The sequence below is a fragment of the Nocardia testacea NBRC 100365 genome (assembly GCF_000308775.1).
Classification (GTDB): Bacteria; Actinomycetota; Actinomycetes; order Mycobacteriales; family Mycobacteriaceae; genus Nocardia; species Nocardia testacea.
In genome coordinates, this window is record NZ_BAGJ01000268.1 from 1 (window position 1) to 16,198 (window position 16,198).

17 protein-coding genes are annotated in these 16,198 nt (G+C 71.0%); 10 read left to right on the forward strand and 7 right to left on the reverse strand.

Going from position 1 to position 16,198, the window contains the following annotated elements:
• From ON38_RS29845 to ON38_RS29865, 5 genes are all read right to left on the reverse strand, one after another.
• Positions 1–581, reverse strand: a 581-nt coding sequence (locus tag ON38_RS29845; protein ID WP_039828432.1) for a glycosyltransferase family 2 protein, incomplete at its 3' end; no start/stop codon positions are given.
• A complete protein-coding gene (locus tag ON38_RS29850) occupies positions 578–2,200 on the reverse strand; it encodes a carbamoyltransferase family protein (RefSeq protein ID WP_039828433.1) in 1,623 nt (540 codons plus the stop codon). The genes ON38_RS29845 and ON38_RS29850, both read right to left, overlap by 4 nt.
• Positions 2,201–2,246: 46 nt before the next feature.
• Positions 2,247–3,311, reverse strand: a complete 1,065-nt coding sequence (locus ON38_RS29855) for a UDP-glucuronic acid decarboxylase family protein (RefSeq protein WP_083873211.1) — start codon at positions 3,309–3,311, stop codon at positions 2,247–2,249.
• Complete coding sequence (locus ON38_RS29860; protein WP_039828434.1) at positions 3,308–4,528, reverse strand: glycosyltransferase; 1,221 nt, start codon at positions 4,526–4,528, stop codon at positions 3,308–3,310. Before ON38_RS29860 ends, ON38_RS29855 begins: the two co-directional genes overlap by 4 nt.
• 19 nt (positions 4,529–4,547) lie before the next feature.
• A complete protein-coding gene (locus ON38_RS29865; protein ID WP_039828435.1) occupies positions 4,548–5,525 on the reverse strand; it encodes a glycosyltransferase in 978 nt (325 codons plus the stop codon).
• A gap of 171 nt (positions 5,526–5,696) precedes the next feature.
• On the opposite strand from ON38_RS29865, the gene ON38_RS29870 reads away from it, so the two are divergent.
• Genes ON38_RS29870 through ON38_RS29885 form a run of 4 tightly spaced genes read left to right on the forward strand, consistent with a single transcriptional unit; the run spans position 5,697 to position 9,796 of the window.
• Positions 5,697–7,046 carry an aldehyde dehydrogenase family protein gene (locus ON38_RS29870; protein WP_039828436.1) on the forward strand — a complete coding sequence of 450 codons (1,350 nt, stop codon included), beginning with the start codon at positions 5,697–5,699 and terminating at the stop codon, positions 7,044–7,046.
• 5 nt (positions 7,047–7,051) lie between these two features.
• Positions 7,052–8,011: a polysaccharide pyruvyl transferase family protein gene (locus ON38_RS29875; RefSeq protein WP_218000867.1), complete on the forward strand. Its 960-nt coding sequence runs from the start codon at positions 7,052–7,054 to the stop codon at positions 8,009–8,011.
• A complete protein-coding gene (locus ON38_RS29880; protein ID WP_039828437.1) occupies positions 8,008–8,895 on the forward strand; it encodes a glycosyltransferase family 2 protein in 888 nt (295 codons plus the stop codon). The genes ON38_RS29875 and ON38_RS29880 overlap by 4 nt, the downstream gene beginning before the upstream one ends.
• Positions 8,896–8,899: 4 nt before the next feature.
• Positions 8,900–9,796 (forward strand): glycosyltransferase family 2 protein, encoded by an 897-nt coding sequence (locus ON38_RS29885; protein WP_245564400.1) that lies wholly within the window; start codon positions 8,900–8,902, stop codon positions 9,794–9,796.
• A 19-nt stretch (positions 9,797–9,815) separates the two neighbouring features.
• On the opposite strand, the gene ON38_RS29890 is transcribed toward ON38_RS29885, so the two are convergent.
• Complete coding sequence (locus ON38_RS29890) at positions 9,816–10,691, reverse strand: SAM-dependent methyltransferase (protein ID WP_039828438.1); 876 nt, start codon at positions 10,689–10,691, stop codon at positions 9,816–9,818.
• A 181-nt stretch (positions 10,692–10,872) separates the two neighbouring features.
• Between ON38_RS29890 and ON38_RS29895 the strand changes: the two genes are divergently transcribed.
• Entirely contained in the window at positions 10,873–11,127 is a 255-nt protein-coding gene (locus ON38_RS29895; RefSeq protein WP_157181998.1) for a hypothetical protein, read from the forward strand.
• A 149-nt stretch (positions 11,128–11,276) separates the two neighbouring features.
• Positions 11,277–11,807, forward strand: a complete 531-nt coding sequence (locus tag ON38_RS29900; protein WP_245564402.1) for an NUDIX domain-containing protein — start codon at positions 11,277–11,279, stop codon at positions 11,805–11,807.
• Here the strand turns inward: ON38_RS29900 and ON38_RS29905 are convergent.
• Positions 11,755–13,245: a phosphatase PAP2 family protein gene (locus ON38_RS29905; protein WP_169333314.1), complete on the reverse strand. Its 1,491-nt coding sequence runs from the start codon at positions 13,243–13,245 to the stop codon at positions 11,755–11,757. The two genes, ON38_RS29900 and ON38_RS29905, sit on opposite strands and share 53 nt — an antisense overlap.
• A gap of 430 nt (positions 13,246–13,675) precedes the next feature.
• Between ON38_RS29905 and ON38_RS29910 the strand changes: the two genes are divergently transcribed.
• From ON38_RS29910 to ON38_RS29925, 4 genes are all read left to right on the forward strand, one after another.
• A complete protein-coding gene (locus ON38_RS29910; RefSeq protein WP_039828440.1) occupies positions 13,676–13,879 on the forward strand; it encodes a hypothetical protein in 204 nt (67 codons plus the stop codon).
• A 328-nt stretch (positions 13,880–14,207) separates the two neighbouring features.
• Positions 14,208–15,053, forward strand: coding sequence for an AfsR/SARP family transcriptional regulator (locus ON38_RS29915; protein ID WP_051165472.1), 846 nt, complete (start codon positions 14,208–14,210; stop codon positions 15,051–15,053).
• 301 nt (positions 15,054–15,354) lie between these two features.
• Positions 15,355–15,666, forward strand: a complete 312-nt coding sequence (locus ON38_RS29920) for a DUF3303 domain-containing protein (protein WP_039828441.1) — start codon at positions 15,355–15,357, stop codon at positions 15,664–15,666.
• A gap of 69 nt (positions 15,667–15,735) precedes the next feature.
• Positions 15,736–16,188, forward strand: a complete 453-nt coding sequence (locus ON38_RS29925; protein ID WP_039828442.1) for a CBS domain-containing protein — start codon at positions 15,736–15,738, stop codon at positions 16,186–16,188.
• The last annotated feature ends 10 nt before the right edge of the window (positions 16,189–16,198 follow it).

Consider the following 16,198-nt stretch of genomic DNA (forward strand, 5'->3'; position numbering starts at 1 on the left):
GTGACCCGCTGCCCGGACGCGATGGTGTAACCGGCGAGACAGACGCGTAATGCCAGATCGGCATCCTCGCGGTAGGCCCGCGGGAATCGCTCGTCGAAACCGCCGACCGCGAGCAGCGCGGACCGGCGATAGGCCATATCCGCGGTGATCCACCGGGCGGTGGCCAGCCCGGCGGTGCCGCGTTCGTCGTCGGTCGGACGGCGGTGTGCCGGTAGCGGGACCTCGATGCGGGCGGTGCACGCGGCGGTATCGGGGGGCAGGTCGAGCAGGTCCGCGGCCAGTCGGTCCGGCCAGTCGGAAGCGACCAGGACGTCGTCGTCGAGGAAGGCGATCCAGGATCCCGTGGCGTGCCGCCAACCGGCGTTGCGGGCGGCCGCCGGTCCGCGGCCCCCCGAGCGGATGACGCGGACCGGCGCGCTGCCGCCCGGCAGCGGGAGTTCGCCGCCACGACCCGGTCGGTCGTCCACCACGATGATCTCCCGGGGCCGCGGCCCGGTCGCGGCCTCCAGCGCCGCCAGCAGCAGCCGGAGGCTGTCCCGGCCGGTGGTCGGTACGACGATGCTGTAGTCGAGGCGGTTCATCGGCGACGCACCAGGAACGGACCGAGGGCCAGCACATCGATCGGGGCGGAACCGAAACATTCCAGTGCGTCGCGCGGTGCGTCCACCATCGGCCGGCCCGCGGTGTTCAGGCTGGTGTTGACGACCACCGGCACGCCGGTGCGGCGGTCGAATTCGGTGAGCATGCGCGCGGTGAGGGGATCGTCCGCGGGGTCGACGGTCTGCACCCGCGCCGTGCCGTCCACATGGGTCACCGCCGGGATCCGGTCCTGCCAGTCGGGCGCCACATCGTGGACGAACAGCATGTACGGGCTGGGTAGCGGTCCACGGCCGAAGATCTCGGCCGCCCGGTCCGCCCGCACCATCGGCGCGACCGGCCGGAACTGCTCCCGGCCCTTCACATCGTTGAGGCGTTCCAGATTGGCCGCCCGGCCGGGATGCGCGAGCAGCGACCGGTGTCCGAGGGCGCGCGGACCGTATTCGGCCCGCCCCTGGAACCAGGCGACCACCTGGTCGGCCGCCAGTGCCGCCGCGACCTCGGCCGCCACATCCGCCGGCCTGGTGTATCGGAGGTCCGCCGTCCGCAGGACGGCTTCCAGTTCCGCATCGGTCCACTCGCGGCCCAGGTCGGCGCGCGACATCGGCGCGGCGCGCTCCCCGAACTCGGCCGCCAACTGCAATGCGGCCCCCAGCGCGGTGCCCGCGTCACCGGAGGCCGGCTGCACCCAGATCCGTTCGAACGGTCCTTCGGCGTACAACCGGGTGTTGGCGACGCAGTTGAGCGCGATACCGCCGGCCAGGGTGAGGTTGTGCTGCCCGGTCTGCTCGTGCAGCCATCCGGTCAGCTCCAGCAGCACCTCCTCGAGGCGTCGCTGCGCACTCGCGGTGAGATCGGCGTGGTCGGGGCCGAGCCGGCCACCGGTCACCGCCGGGGCGTACCGCGCCCAGTCCACCGGTTCGGTCCGGAATCCGCCGTCGCCGGTGGTGTACAGCAGTTCCCGGAACTCGTCGAGGAAGCGCGGCGTGCCGTAGGACGCCAGTGCCATCACCTTGTACTCGTCGCTCGAACGGGCGAAACCCAGGTGTTCGGTGAGGTCCTCGTACATCAGGCCGAGCGAATGCGGCAGGCGCTGGGCGGCGAGTTCGACGAATTTGCCGTCCCGGTACTCCCCGGCGAGATAAGAACTGCTCTCCCCGCGTCCGTCGGCCACCAGCACCGCGGTATCGCCGAGCGGCGCCGCGAGCGCCGCCGAGGCGGCATGGGCGATATGGTGCCGGACGAAGCGCACGATCGACGGGTCGAGGCCGGGGAGCGCGGCACGCAGGAACGCCGGTGCGCGGCGCGCGTAGTCGGTACGCAACTCCTCGCTCGACGGGTCGAGACCGCCGAGCGAATGGTCCACCAGCGCGGGGTCGTAGGAGTACCCCACCGCGTCGAGCTGATCGGGTCGCAGGCCCGCGCGTTCGAGGCACCAGGCCGCGGCCTGCTCCGGCATCTCCCAGGCCGCGAACGGCACCGGTCGCTTACCGTGCTTGCGGCGGGTGAACCGCTCCTCCTCCGCGGCGGCGACTATCTCACCGTCCACGAGGAGCGCGGCGGCGGGATCGTGGAATATCGCGTTGACACCGAGAATGCGCACCGGGCCGCCTTTCCACTGGGGATACGGGCTCGTACCGCGAGATCGTCTACGCGCTACCCGTGGAATGCACCGCCAAACCGGTCTGCCGTTTCGTTACCGGACGCGGTGTCGCGTCCGCCGCAGCCGTCCGTCCCGCGAACCAGTCGATCGTGCGGCGCAGTCCCTCGGCCAGATCGATCAGGGGCTGCCAGCCGAGGGCGTGGCGGGCCAGGGCGATATCCGGGCAGCGGCGCCGGGGGTCGTCGATCGCGCCGTCGATGAATTCAAGAGCGGAGTCGCTACCGGTCGCCGCGCGGATCTCCGCGGCCAGCGACCGCACCGAGAGTTCGCGGGGATTACCGATATTGACCGGTCCGGAATGATCGGTGCGTGCCAGCGCCAGCAGTCCGCGCACGGTGTCGTCGACGTAACACAGCGACCGGGTCTGCTCGCCCGTGCCGGCCACGGTCAACGGGACGCCGGCCAGCGCCTGGGCGATGAACGTGGGCACCATCCGTCCGTCGTCGGCCCGCATCCGCGGCCCGTAGGTGTTGAAGATCCGGGCGATTCCCGTATTCACGCCGTGTTCCCGGTGGTACGCCATGGTCAATGCCTCGGCATAGCGCTTCGCTTCGTCGTAGACGCTGCGCGGCCCCACCGGATTGACATGGCCCCAATACCCCTCGGGCTGGGGATGGACCCCCGGGTCGCCGTACACCTCGCTGGTGGACGCGAGCACGAACCGGGCGCCGCAATGCTCGGCCAGCTCGAGGGCGTGTGCGGTACCGAGGGAACCGGCTCGTAACGTTTCGATCGGAAGCCGCAGATAGTCCGGCGGCGAGGCGGCCGACGCGAGATGGAAGACGATATCGAACCAGCCGAGCCCGGTGAACGATTCGGTCACATCGTGCTGCATGACGGCGAACCCGGGCCGGTCCACCAGCCCGGCGATATTCTCCGGTGCCGAGGTGGCGAAGTTGTCGAGGGCGACCACGGACGCACCCGCGTCGAGCAGCTGTTCGCACAGGTGCGAGCCGACGAAGCCGGCGCCGCCGGTCACCAGCACCCGCCGGGGGCGCCCGGCCCGGCGGCCGTGCGGTGTGGGCACCGGATCCGGGGTCGACGCCGTCATCGGGCCTCCTCCCGGCCGGTTTCACCGCGTACCGCCGCGGCGGCCACCCGGCGGTAGGCCCGCAGGGTTTCCGCGGTGATCCGCTCCCACGAATAGCGCGCGCGGACCCGGTCGCGCCCGGCGCGCCCGAAATTCGCCCGGGTCTGCGGCGCGTCCAGCAGGCCTTCGATCGCGTCGGCCAGTTCACCGGGTTCGCGGGGTGTCACCAATCTGCCGGTGACACCGTCGACCACGGTGTCGGTGAGGCCGCCCACCGCGGCGGCCACCACGGGCACACCGCAGGCCATGGCTTCCAGCGGGGTGATGCCGAAGGGTTCGTACCAGGGCGTGCACACGGCCACATCCGCCGACCGCAGCAGCGGCGCCATCTCCGTTCTCGGTACCTGACCCAGCAGGTGCACGCGGTCGGCCACGCCGAGTTCGCCGGCCAGGGCCGAGAGTCGTTGCGCTTCGGGATCATCGGCGAGTTTGCCGTCATCGGGTCCGCCGACCAGGATCAGTTCGGTATCGCGCAGCCGCGCCAGAGCGGTGATCGCGATATCGAAACCCTTGCGTGGCACCAGCCTGCCCACACTGACGACCCGGTGGCGTGACGACCTCGCCGCCCGCGGACCGTCCGGTGTGAACCGGTCGAGGTCCACGCCGCAGGGAATCACCGAGGTCCGGGTCCGCGGTAGGCCCATGCGGACGAGTTCGAACACTTCGTCGGTGCAGGTGGCGATGACGCGGTCGGCCCGTTCGGCAATGCCGTGTTCCAGCTCCACCCGCCCAGGCGGACTGGTATCGGCCGCACCCTGATATCGGCGTTTGACGACCCCGAGCGCGTGAAAGGTCTGCAGTACCGGGATGCCCAGGGCCGGTGCGGCCGCGAGTGTGGCGAGACCCGACATCCAGAAGTGGGCGTGCGCCACATCGGGTGCCTCCCGCTGCCAGTCGCGCCGGAGGAACTCCCCGAATTCATCCATGAACGGGAGCAGTTCGTCCTTCGGCAGCACTTCCGGCGGCCCGGCCGGTACCCGGGTCACGCGGTAGCCCTGGTCGGTGCGCACCGTGGTGGGCGCGGCGGCCTCTTCGCGCCGGGTGTAGACGGTGACATCGTGTCCGCGCCGGGACATCCCGGCGGCGAGTTCGGCGACGTGGACATTCTGGCCACCGGCATCGACGCCGCCGAGCGCGGCCAGCGGGCTGGCGTGTTCGGACACCATCGCGATCTTCATTGTTCCGCCTTTCCGATCCCTATGCGGTGATCTCGGCGAGCAGACCGTCCCAGCGGCGCAGGAAGGTTTCGAGACCGTAGTGCTCCAGTGCGTACTGCCGTCCCGATTTCCCGGCGAGTACTGCCAGATCGGGTTCGTGGAGGAACTCGTGGAACCGCGCGGTGAGTACCGCGATATCGGTGGACAGGGCCCCCGCCTCGGGCGGGACCGCCCGGACCGCTTCGGTGGTCGCCAACGCGACCACCGGCATCCCCAGCTGCATGGCTTCGAGCAGGGACAGGCCGAGAGAGGTCCAGCGCGCGGTGTGCAGATAGACGCGCCGCCGCGCCATCTCCTGATGGAGCGCGGTCTGGTCGAGGTCGGCGATCCCCCGGACCGGGTGCACGGTAGGGCTTTCCGGGGTGAATCCGGCGGCGCCGATACCGTACAGATCGACCGGTCCGGCCCTGGCGAAGGCCGGCAGCAGATCGGTCCCGGTGATCCGCCCGCGCCGCAGCGGCTCGTTGATCAGGGCGACACCGTGCGGGATCTCCCCGGTGTAGCGCGCGCCCGGATCGACGATGCCGTGCGGTACGACCCGCGTCGGCGCGCGACCGTTGTCCCACATCAGATCGTTGAAATGGGTCACGTGCACCAGCGGGATATCGGCGCGCTCGGCCAGCGGATGCCGGGTGGTGGCCGCCTGCGGGCGCGGTGTGTTGTGCTCGACGTACACCGCCGGGATGTCGATACCCGGGCGCCGGCCGAGCCAGCGTTCGGCCAGCTCGATCTCCTCGGGTCGCTGGAGCACCACGACGTCGGGCCGGGCCGCGTGCAGTTCTGCTGCCGGGATCTCCTGGGCGGACGGCCAGTCGCGCCCGCAGCGCCCCCGCCCCCACGGCCCGCCGTCGTCCACCACCGGCAGCAGATAGCGATGTCTTCCCTGGACGAACGAACTGGTCCACGAGCCGTGCACGTGCCAGAGCAGTATGTCGAGCCGGTTCGCCGTCTCCACCATGCGCTAGCCCTAACCTGTTCGAGGCGGTTCAAACAGGGCGCCGGGTAAAGCGCCGATCTACCGGGGGCCTCGGCGTGGCGACTCGCCGAGGCGGGTTTGAATCGCCGGCGCCGGGCAAAGCGCGCCGGTATGAGCCGATCGAGCACAGTCACAGAACCCACGCGGCCGCCGGTGACCGAGACGATCGAGATCCTCGACCCGGCCACCGGCATCACTGTCGGAACGGTGCCCGTGACCGGCGCCGCCGAACTCGACCGGCGGGTGGCCTCGGCCCGCCGGGCGCAGCCCGGATGGGCGTGTACCCCGGTCACCGAACGTGCCGCGGCATTACGGGCCGGTGCCGGCCTGCTGCGCGAATACGTCGCGGAACTCGCCGCGACCGCCGAGGCCGAAACCGGTCGCCCGCGCGCCGAAGGTGCCGAGGGCATCGCGGCCGGCGCCGCGACGCTGGAGCAGTACGCCGAGCTGGGCCCCGTGCACCGCGGGAAGAGTTTGCAGGGCGATGCCGAGGCGGCCGACTTCATGGTGTGGGAGCCGCGCGGTGTCGTCGTCGCGCTGACGCCGTGGAACGATCCGGTCGCGGTCTCGTGCGGACTGATCGGCGCCGCCCTGGTCACCGGCAATACGGTGGTGTACAAACCGAGCGAGCGGGCCCCGCACACCGGTGCGCTGCTGGGCGAGCTGCTGGCGCGCGCGCTCCCGGAGGGAGTGCTGGAGACGGTCCAGGGTGACGGCGCCGTCGGTGCCGCGCTGGCCGCCCGCAGCGATGTGGATGTCGTCGCGCATGTCGGCAGTACCGCGACCGGCCGGTCGATCGCCCGGAGTACCGCCGCGACCGGCGTGAAGGCCTTGCTGGAGAACGGTGGTAACGACGCGCTGGTGATCGATGCGGGGGTGGACCCCGGCTGGGCCGCGGAGCAGGCCGCGCTCGGTGCCTTCGCGAACTCCGGCCAGATCTGTGTATCGGTCGAGCGGATCTTCGTGCACGAGGCGATCGCGGAGCCGTTCCTGGCCGCGCTGGTGGTGGCGGCCGATGCCCGGACCACGGCGCCGCTGGTCGACCGGCGCCATCGCGACCTGGTCCACGCGCAGGTGGACGAGGCGGTCGCTGCGGGAGCCGAGTGCCGGATCGGCGGTATCTTGCCCGGCGGCGCCGGGGCGCACTACCCGGCCACCGTGCTGTCCGGCTGTACCCCGGAGATGCGCATCATGCGCGAGGAAACATTCGGCCCGGTCGCGCCGGTGCGCGTGGTGGGATCGTTCGACCAGGGACTCGCCGAAGCGGCCCGGGACGACTACGGCCTGGCCGCGACGGTGCTCACCGCGTCGATGTCACATGCCCAGCGTGCCTGGCGGGAGCTCCCGGTGGGCACGGTGAAGATCAACGCGGTATTCGGTGGTGCGCCGGGCGGCGCGGCCCACCCCCGCGGCGCCAGCGGTACCGGCTACGGGTACGGACCCGAACTGCTGGACGAGATGACGCAGACCAAGGTCGTCCACCTGAACTCCGCGCCCCGGTGAATCCGGTGGCCGCCGCCGCGTGGGGTGTACCCACCGCGCCGCCCGCTCCGTCCGGCCGGGCCGAGCGCTTCCCGGCCACGCGGGTACTGGTGACCGGCTGGTCCAGTTTCGTGCACGGCGAGGCGACGGCCGGCGATGTGCTGAGCATGCGCCATGTGAGCGAGCGCCTCACCGCCGCCGGGATACCGCACGATACGGTGTGGAGTCCGCGGTTCCGGGCCGAGGCGTTGCACCTGGACGAGGCCGATGCGGGCCGCTACTCGCATCTCGTCTTCGTCTGCGGTCCCATCCACGGCGACCAGGTCCGCGCGTTGCACGAACGGTTCGCGCAGTGCCGGCGGATCGCGGTCGGCGTCACGGTCGTGGACCCGGCCGACGCGGCGGTCACCGGCTTCCACCGGGTGCTGGCCCGCGACGATGGCGGCACCGGCCGGCCCGATCTCTCCGTATCGGCGACCACCGCCCGTGTGGCGGTGGTGGGTGTGGTGCTCGCCCCCGGGCAGTCCGAATACGGTGCCGCGCGCCGGCATCGCCCGGTGCACGAGGCGCTCGGGCGCTGGCTGGCCGGCCTCGACTGCGCCCGGGTACCCCTCGATACCAGACTGGCCACCGACGACTGGCGGCACTGCGCCACCCCCGACCAGCTCGCCTCGGTCTTCTCGTGCCTGGATGCCGTGGTCACCACCCGGCTGCACGGCCTGGTGTTCGGGCTGCGCGCCGGGACCCCGGTGCTGGCGGTGGATCCCGTCGCTGGCGGCGGAAAGGTGACGGCCCAGGCGAAGGCGCTGGGCTGGCCCGCACTCGTGGCCGCGGACCGGGCCGCGGATCCGGACACCCTGGACCATTGGTGGACGTGGTGTCTGTCGCCGTCCGGGCGGGAGCGGGCGCGACGGCGGAATCTGCCCGCGGCGGATGCGCTGACCGGCGAGCTGCTGGGTGAACTGCTCGGGGAAGGATCGGTATGAGCGTGCCCGGCGACACCCCGAAGACCACGGTCGTCATCGCGACCCGCAATCGGGCCGGTGAACTGGCACGAACCCTCACCGAACTCAGCGCGTTGCGCCCGCGCCCGCCGATCGTGGTGCTGGACAACGCCTCCGACGACGACACCACCGGACGGGCCCGGAGCTTTCCGGGGGTGAAGGTCATCCGGTTGCATCGCAATCTCGGTGCGGCGGCGCGCAATCTCGGTGTCGCCGTCGCCCGCACCCCGTATATCGCGTTCAGCGACGACGATTCGTGGTGGGCCGGGGACGCGCTCACCGAAGCCGAACGGGTACTCGATCGCTGTCCGCGGCTCGGTCTCGTCGCCGGGCGCACGCTGGTGGGCGGCGATCACCGGGATGATCCGGTCAACGAGCGGATGGCGGCCAGCCCCCTGGGGCGGACCGCCGAACTGCCCGGCCCCTCGGTGCTCGGCTTCCTCGCCTGCGCCGCGATCGTGCGCCGGGAAGCGTACCGGGAGGTCGCCGGGTTCAGCAGGTTGCTGCATTTCGGCGCCGAGGAGCGTTTGCTGGCACTGGATCTGGCGACCCACGGCTGGCATCTGTGTTACGTGCCCGCGGTGCGGGCTCATCATCATCCCTCCACCCACCGTCCCCCGCCGGCGTGGCGCCGGCGGGCCGAACAGCGCAACAACGCGTTGATCACCTGGATGCGGCGGCCGATACGGCAGTGCGCGGCCGAAACCGCGCGGTTGCTCGGCCGGGCCGCCCATGACCCCGGGGCACTGCTGGCGGTGGCGGGGGTGGCCCGCCGGCTGCCGTGGGCACTGGCGCAGCGGCGCCGACTGCCGCCGGATGTGGAGAGCCGGGCCCGGATCCTCGAACTCGCCGACGGAAGGAAATGAGCCGATGGCCATCGATCGGATGACGGTCGTCATCATCACCCGCGACCGGCGTACCCAGTTGCTGGAAACGCTGGCGCATATGACCACCCTGCCCGACGCGGCGCCGATCGTCCTGGTCGACAACGCATCCTCCGACGGCACCGCGGACGCGGTGGCGGCCCGGTTCCCCTCGGTCGAACTCATCCGCGCTTCCGAGAATCTCGGCGCGGTGGCCCGCAATATCGCGGTCGGGCGGGCGCGTACACCCTACGTGGCGTTCTGCGACGACGATACGCAGTGGCAGCCGGGCGCACTGAGCCGTGCTGCGGACCTGCTCGACGAGTACCCGGGTCTGGGCTCGGTGACCGGCCGCTGCCTCGTCGAGCCCGACCTGCGCGAGGACCCGATCACTCCGGAACTGCGTGATTCTCCGGTCGACGGTCCGGAGTGGCTACCGGGACCGGCACTGCTCGGCGTCATGGCGGGGCTGTCCGCCTTCCGGGTCAGCGCGTTCACCGAGGTCGGTGGGTTCTCGCCGCGGCTGTGGTTCGGTGGCGAGGAGGAACTGCTCGCCCTGGATCTCGCGGCCCACGGCTGGTGGATGTGCTGGATCCCGGACATGGTGATCCACCACGCTCCGTCCGGAAAACGTGATTCGACGCGCCGCCGCGGGCTCGGGATCCGGAACACCCTGTGGACGCTGTGGTTACGCCGCCCGATCCGCAGCGCGGTCCGCCGGTCCGCGGTGGTTCTCCGCTCCGCCCCGGCCGACCGGGCGACCGCCGCGGCCGTTCTGGAGACATTGCGCGGATTGCCCTGGGTGCTGCGGGAGCGCAAGGTCGTCCCTCCACAGGTGGAGGAAGGCCTCGTCCGGCTGGAGGAGTCGCAACGCCGATCCCCGGCCCGCCGCTATGTGGGCTGAGACCCGGACGCCGGGAATCTCAACGACAGACGAGCCGCAGCGGCGCGAGGTGAGGCCCGGGCTTGCGACCGAGACCGCCCAGGATCAGGCGCTCCTCGGGCGCCGCGGCACGGACCGGCGGGCCCTGCGGCCACCACTCGTCCAGCGGGGTCAGTCCCGGCTCCACCAGGTCCAGTGAGCCGAACAGCGCGCGGATGCCCTCCGGGCTCCGGTATCGCCCCGAGCCGAATTCTTCGGCCATATGCGCACGTTCGAGCCGCCGCGCCAGCTCGTGGAGTTCGGGGCGGGCGGGGCCGGGATCGCAGTAGTGCGTGATCGCCACATACGAACCGGCCGGGAGCAGCTCGATGTACCGGGAGACGATGCCCACCGGGTCGTCCTCGTCGCCGAGGTGGTGCAATACCGCTCCCAGCAGGACCGCGACCGGCTGCCGCAGGTTCAGGAATCGGCCCGCCTTCTCCACGGTCGCGACGGGATCGGTGAGATCGCCGGGAAGGTAATGGGTGTGCTCATTGCGTTCCAGCATGGCCCGGCCGTGAGCGACGCAGAGCGGGTCGTTGTCGATGTACACGAATTCCGTGTCACCGCGCCCGCATTCCTGCGCGACGATATGGAGCGGATCGCGGGTGGGCAGTCCGGCGCCGAGATCCAGGAACTGCCGGACCTCGGCCCCCTCGGCCAGCGATCGGACGGCGCGGGTCAGCCAGCGCCGGTTCGTGACGTGGACATCGCCCTGCCGCGGCGCTATTCGCCGGATCCGCTCGAAGGCCGAACGGTCCACCTCGTAGTTGTCCTTCCCGCCCAGACTGTAGTCGTAGACGCGGGGGATGCTGGGCCGATCGGTGTCCGCGCCGACGGGCCGAACACCGAGCGAGAGGGCGGTATCGATCGTCATCGCGCCTCCATCACATACCGAACGGTCGCCCTCGAGGGGGCCCTTCGAATGTAACACGGCAACAGTATTTATGGTTGTGTTGCCAACGGGGGCCGAGGATTACACCGTTGCCCGCGTCTACGCGCGACCCCATATCGTGGGGCTTGTCGACCGTGGGCGCGGCCACGCATAGTCGGACACCATGGCAACGAAAACCATTGCGCCCAGGTTCCGCAGAACGCCGATTATTGTTCTCGTCGGCCTGGCCTTGGCGGTGGCCGGTGCTCCGGCCGCCTCCGCCGTTCCCGGCCATCTCGTTCCCGCCGGTGCCGCGGCGACCCCGATCGACTCGGGATCGTCTTCGGGTTCCGGCTATCTCCTGGAAGCGGCACTCAACGCCCTGTGCGCGCTGACCGGTTCGAAGCCGACCTGCTGGGGTGACGTCCCGACATTGTGACGCGTGTTCGCCGCGGATATCCGGCGGCGGCCGACCGCCGGATATCCTCCGCCGCATCGCGACCCGGCGCGGCGTGTCCGCGCACCGGTGGCCGCGGGCGCGCCGATCGCGGCGGCACCCGATGGTCCGCAGCGCGTAACACTGGAGAGGTGTCCATCAAAACGTTGTCGTCCAGAGTCGTCTACCGGAATCCGTGGTTGTCGCTGCGCGAGGACCGGATCGAGCGCGCGGACGGGTCGCCCGGGCTCTACTCCGTCATCGACAAACCCGATTTCGCACTCGTCATTCCGTGGGAGGACGGCGGTTTCCACCTCGTGGAGCAGTACCGCTACCCCGTGCGGGCCCGGTCGTGGGAGTTCCCGTCCGGGGCTTTCCCGGAGGGGAGGACCGGCAGTCCGGAGGAACTGGCCGCGGCCGAACTCGCCGAGGAGACCGGATTCACGGCGGGCCGGATGGAACGGCTCGGCCGGCTGCACTGTGCGAACGCGATGACCGGAGAGGGCTGTCACGTATTCCTCGCCACCGAGCTGACGCCCGGCGAACCGAACCGGGAGCCCACCGAGCAGGATATGCGCCAGCGGTGGTTCCCCGCGTCGGAAGTGGAGGCCATGCTGCGCGCCGGGGTGCTCACCGACGGCCCGTCCATGGCCGCCTACCTGCTGCTGAAACTTCGCGAGTAGCCACTGCGCGGTCCGGCACCGGCCGGACGACCCACCAGGCGACCGTGGTCCAGATCGATGCCAGCAGAGCCGCGCCGAGGAGGTCGGTGGGGTGGTGGGCGCCGGAATACAGTCGCTGCGCCGCCACCAGGGCGGGGATCACCATGAGTGCGGCCGCGAGGAGCCGGTACGGCGTCCTGTGCGTGGAACACCACAGCAGTGCGGCACTGCCGGCGTAAAGAGTCAGGGACGCGGCGAAGTGTCCGGAGGGAAAACTCGAGGTCGGTGGCAGTGCGGGGTCGAGCGGGGCGACCTCGGGGCGTGGGCGGCCGACGATCGTGGAGGTGGTGAGAAACAGCGTGATCTCACCCAGCAGGGCGACGCCGAGGAACAGCACCGGTCGCCGGCTGCGCAGGACGGCCACCGCGAGTACGGCGATGATCAGCGCGACGGTGACGACCGCGGTGGTGTTGCCCAGTTCGCCGAACACGTCGAGCACGGCGGTGAGAGCGGGACCGCGGTGCGCGGCCAGCGCGGCCACGACACTGTGATCCCACCGGGCGACCGGGCTGCCGGCTCCGGCGCCGCGTATCAGCGTGCCCGTGCCGATGAGCAGTCCCACCAGCAGAACCCAGGCGACCGCGAGTTCGCCGAGCCCGCGCCCGGGGTGGGGCATCGTGGGGGCGTGCCGATCCGGGACCGGCCGCAGGTCGTCTCGCTCGTCCGGCCCTACATCGCCGGGCAGCGGACCGGTCTCGCCGAGTCCGGCGTCACCACGCCAGCGGTGGAACGCGACGGTGATCGCCGCGAGCCACAGCGACCCGAGCAGCCAGCCCGCGAGGACATCGGTGAGGTAGTGCACGCCCAGCGCGATCCGGCTGAGCCCGACAGCCGCCACGAGCAGGACCGCGCAGACCGCGGCCACGTGCCGGGCCCGAGTGTGCAGGACGGGTGCGAAAACCAGGAGGAGAATGCCGTAACACACCAGGGAACTCATCGCGTGCCCGCTGGGAAAGCTCCACCCGTCGGTGCGGTGGACGGGCGTCTCCACCACCGGCCGTAACCGCGCGACCAGCTCTTTGACGACGGGGTTGAGGATCAATCCGCCCGCACCGGTGACCACCACGAGAACGGCCAGTCGCGGGAGACGACGTAGGAGCAGCCACAGCACACCCACGGCGAGGACTCCCACCAGGGTGATTGTCGCGCCGAGATCGGTGACGCCGAAGAGGATATCGCGCAGGACCGGGTGCCGGGCGACGACGGCGGTCACTCGGTCGGCGACCGCTTGGTCCGCGGTCTGCAGCGGTTGCCAGCGCAGGCGGACCAGCGCGGTGAGCACTCCGAATCCGAGACCGGCGCCCACCGTCGCCACCAACGCCGCGGCGCTCCGGACGGCGAACCGTTCGGCGGCGACCCGGGAGCGAGCCGGGTCACCGGTCCGCTCCACGCCTGTCACCGCATTTCCGTCGTGCCGGTCGACAGACAAGGCAACACCTCCTGCTGTGCGAGTGATATCCCGGTCGTGCGGCGGCATCGTAGGCCACACTGTGCGGATGTAGTCGGTTGTCCGAGAATGCCCCGAACCCGGCGCGGCAATCCGTTCACCGCGGCGTCGCGGGCGAGCCCGGGCGGATTCGTCCGGCGGCTCCCGCCGCGTATTCGGAAGACGCGTCCGAAACATCCGGCGTCCGGCCGGCCGATTTCGCCGGCGTGGAACGTCGCCGATATCGGCCGCCGGCGCAACAGGGTCACGCCCTTCGGCTCTGCGCACCGCGGGCCGCCCCCTTTCTCGGTGCCGGTGATTTCCGGGGCTGTCGGGAGGTCGCGTGCGGCGCTACGTTCTCCCGCAGGACCGGCGGCCGAACCGCCGGCCGGGAAGGAACATCATGCGCAACATCGTTCGCGGCGGAATTCTCGCCGTGGCCCTGCTGGCGGCGCCCGTCGCCACCGCGACCGCAGCTCCGGCGGGCGTACCGCTCGAGCTGCCCCGGGCGGCCGAGCGGGCGGGCGCCGACGATACCGGGCTGGTGTGCACCATGCAGTATCCGCCGACGCTGCCGTGCCTGCTCGCCTCGTTGTCGGCCGGATGACTCGGCGGACCGGCGGTTCGGCGGGTCGGCGGGGACGAGTCCGTCCCGGGCGACCGCCCGCTCAGGAGATGTCGATATCGGCATAGGTCGCCGCGATTCGAGTCGCAGGGGGCGCAGGCCATACGGCGATGGGTGCGACCTCATCGGTCCGGCGTCGCGCACCGGGTGTCACCGGCGCGTTGCGGCGCGGGCCGGTGGCGGCCGTACGGGCCGGCAAGCCCGGTGATGGTGGTCGAATCGGTATCCGGAGTCGTGAGCGCTGTGATGGGCCGGTGACGGGCGCGAATTATTCTCTTCTGCTATCACTAACGGACAGTGAGCTGAGGCCATGGACACTCTGAGCCGGCGGAGTGGCCCGGAAAGCGTCGCTTCGTACCTGCATTTGTTCGGCGGACCGTATGTCACGGTCGGCGGGGAACATCGTCAGATCGCCGAGGGCAGCAAACGACTCTTGGCGTTGCCGGCCTTGCGTCCGGGTCGGGTGGGGCGCTGCTACGCGGCCGGCTTGCTGTGGCCCGGGGTTCGCGAGCGGCGGGCCTCGGGAAACCTGCGGTCGGCGCTGTGGCGGTTGCGCGCGGCGGAGCTGGACCTGGTGGCCGCCGACCAGGTCTCGGTGATGCTGCGCGCCGAGGTCGGGGTCGATGTGGACGAGGTGAGTGCGTGGGCGCGCCGGCTGATCCAGGGCTCGGCAGTCGCCGCGGACCTGATAGTCGACCCGTGTATCGATGCCGCGCTCGATCTGCTCCCGGGCTGGTACGACGATTGGGCGCTCTTCGAACGCGAGCGTTTGCGGCACCGGGTGCTGCACGCCCTGGAGCAGCTCAGCAGGCAACTGTGCGCCCGGGGCCGGTGCGCCGAGGGCGTCGAGGCGGCACTACTCGCGGTCGGGGCCGACCCGATCCGCGAGAGCGCCCAGCGGGCGCTGATCGAGGCACACCTGTCCGAGGGCAATATCGGGGAGGCCCGGCACGCCTACAGCGTCTTCCGGCGGTTGATCCTGCGTGAGCTCGGCGTCCCGCCGTCACCCCAGCTGACCGGGCTGCTCACCCGGCCGCCGGTACCATCCGGCGCGGACCGCGCGCCCGGCCGCCGCGAGGCCGCCCCGGTATCGGGACGCTTCGCCGCCGGACCGGTCGAGACGAGACCGGACGCGGCCCCGCGTCGGCCGCGGTGACGGCAGCGTGACGCCCTCCTGCGCAGACTGCGGTGACAGCGGGTGCGACCGACTCCTCGGGCGGGTGGACGAGTCGCGCGAGATCCCGGTCGACAATCCCCGGAACGGGCACACAGCATCGCCGAACACCTCGCCCGTCCGGCCGTCGCGCAGGCCGTCCACAGCGGTATCGCGGCGACGTGGGCGGGCCGGAGCGGGCACGGGAGAGGAGGTGAGTCCGGCCGGCCGCATCGGTGGTCCGCATGCCCGGGCGGGCCGCTTCGCGTGAGACAACATCTTCGGAACATCTCTGGGAGGACCGATGAAATACGTGGTTTCGTGGACGTATCGTTGGAACGGCTCCGCAGCGGAGAACGAGGCGAGTATCCAGCGTGCCCTGCAAGTGTTCGGAAGCTGGAAACCGGCTGCCGGCGTGACCTACCACCAGATGGTCGGCAGGCTCGACGGCACCGGTGGATTCGCGGTGGTGGAGACCGACAACCCGATGGATCTTCTCGATGCTCCCGAGAAATTCGGCATGGTCGCCGAATATCAGATCCACCCGGTCGCCGAACTCGCCGAAGTCGCGCAGGCGTTCCAGGAAGGCGCGACCTTCCGGGAGTCGATCGGGTAGCGCCACGCCGCCCGCTGCCCGGGTGTGCTGATCGAACCACAGGCGACGACCTCGAAACCAGGAGGAAGTATGACCACAGTGCGTGACATCATGCATCCGGCGGTGGTGTGTATCGGCGTGCGGGACACCATGGCCACCGCTGCCGAGCAGATGCGGCAGCGCGATGTGGGCGCCCTGCCGATCTGTGACGGCGAGGGGCGGCCGGTCGGGATCGTCACCGACCGGGACATCGTGGTGAACTGCGTGGCGCTCGGTCACAACCCGGCGACCTCCACCGCCGGAGAATTCGCCCAGGCCGACGAACTGCATACGGCGGCCGCCGATATCGACGTGGCCGACGCGCTGTCGATGATGGAGCGGTACCAGTTGCGGCGGCTCCCGGTGACCGAGGAAGGCCGCCTGGTCGGGATTGTCACCGAGGCCGATATCGCGCGGCATCTGCCCGCGGCGACGACCGGCGAATTCGTCGGGCAGGTCTGCGAGCAGCAGCTGCCGATACCGGCACAGCCCCCGGCGAGCTGATCGGGCGCGT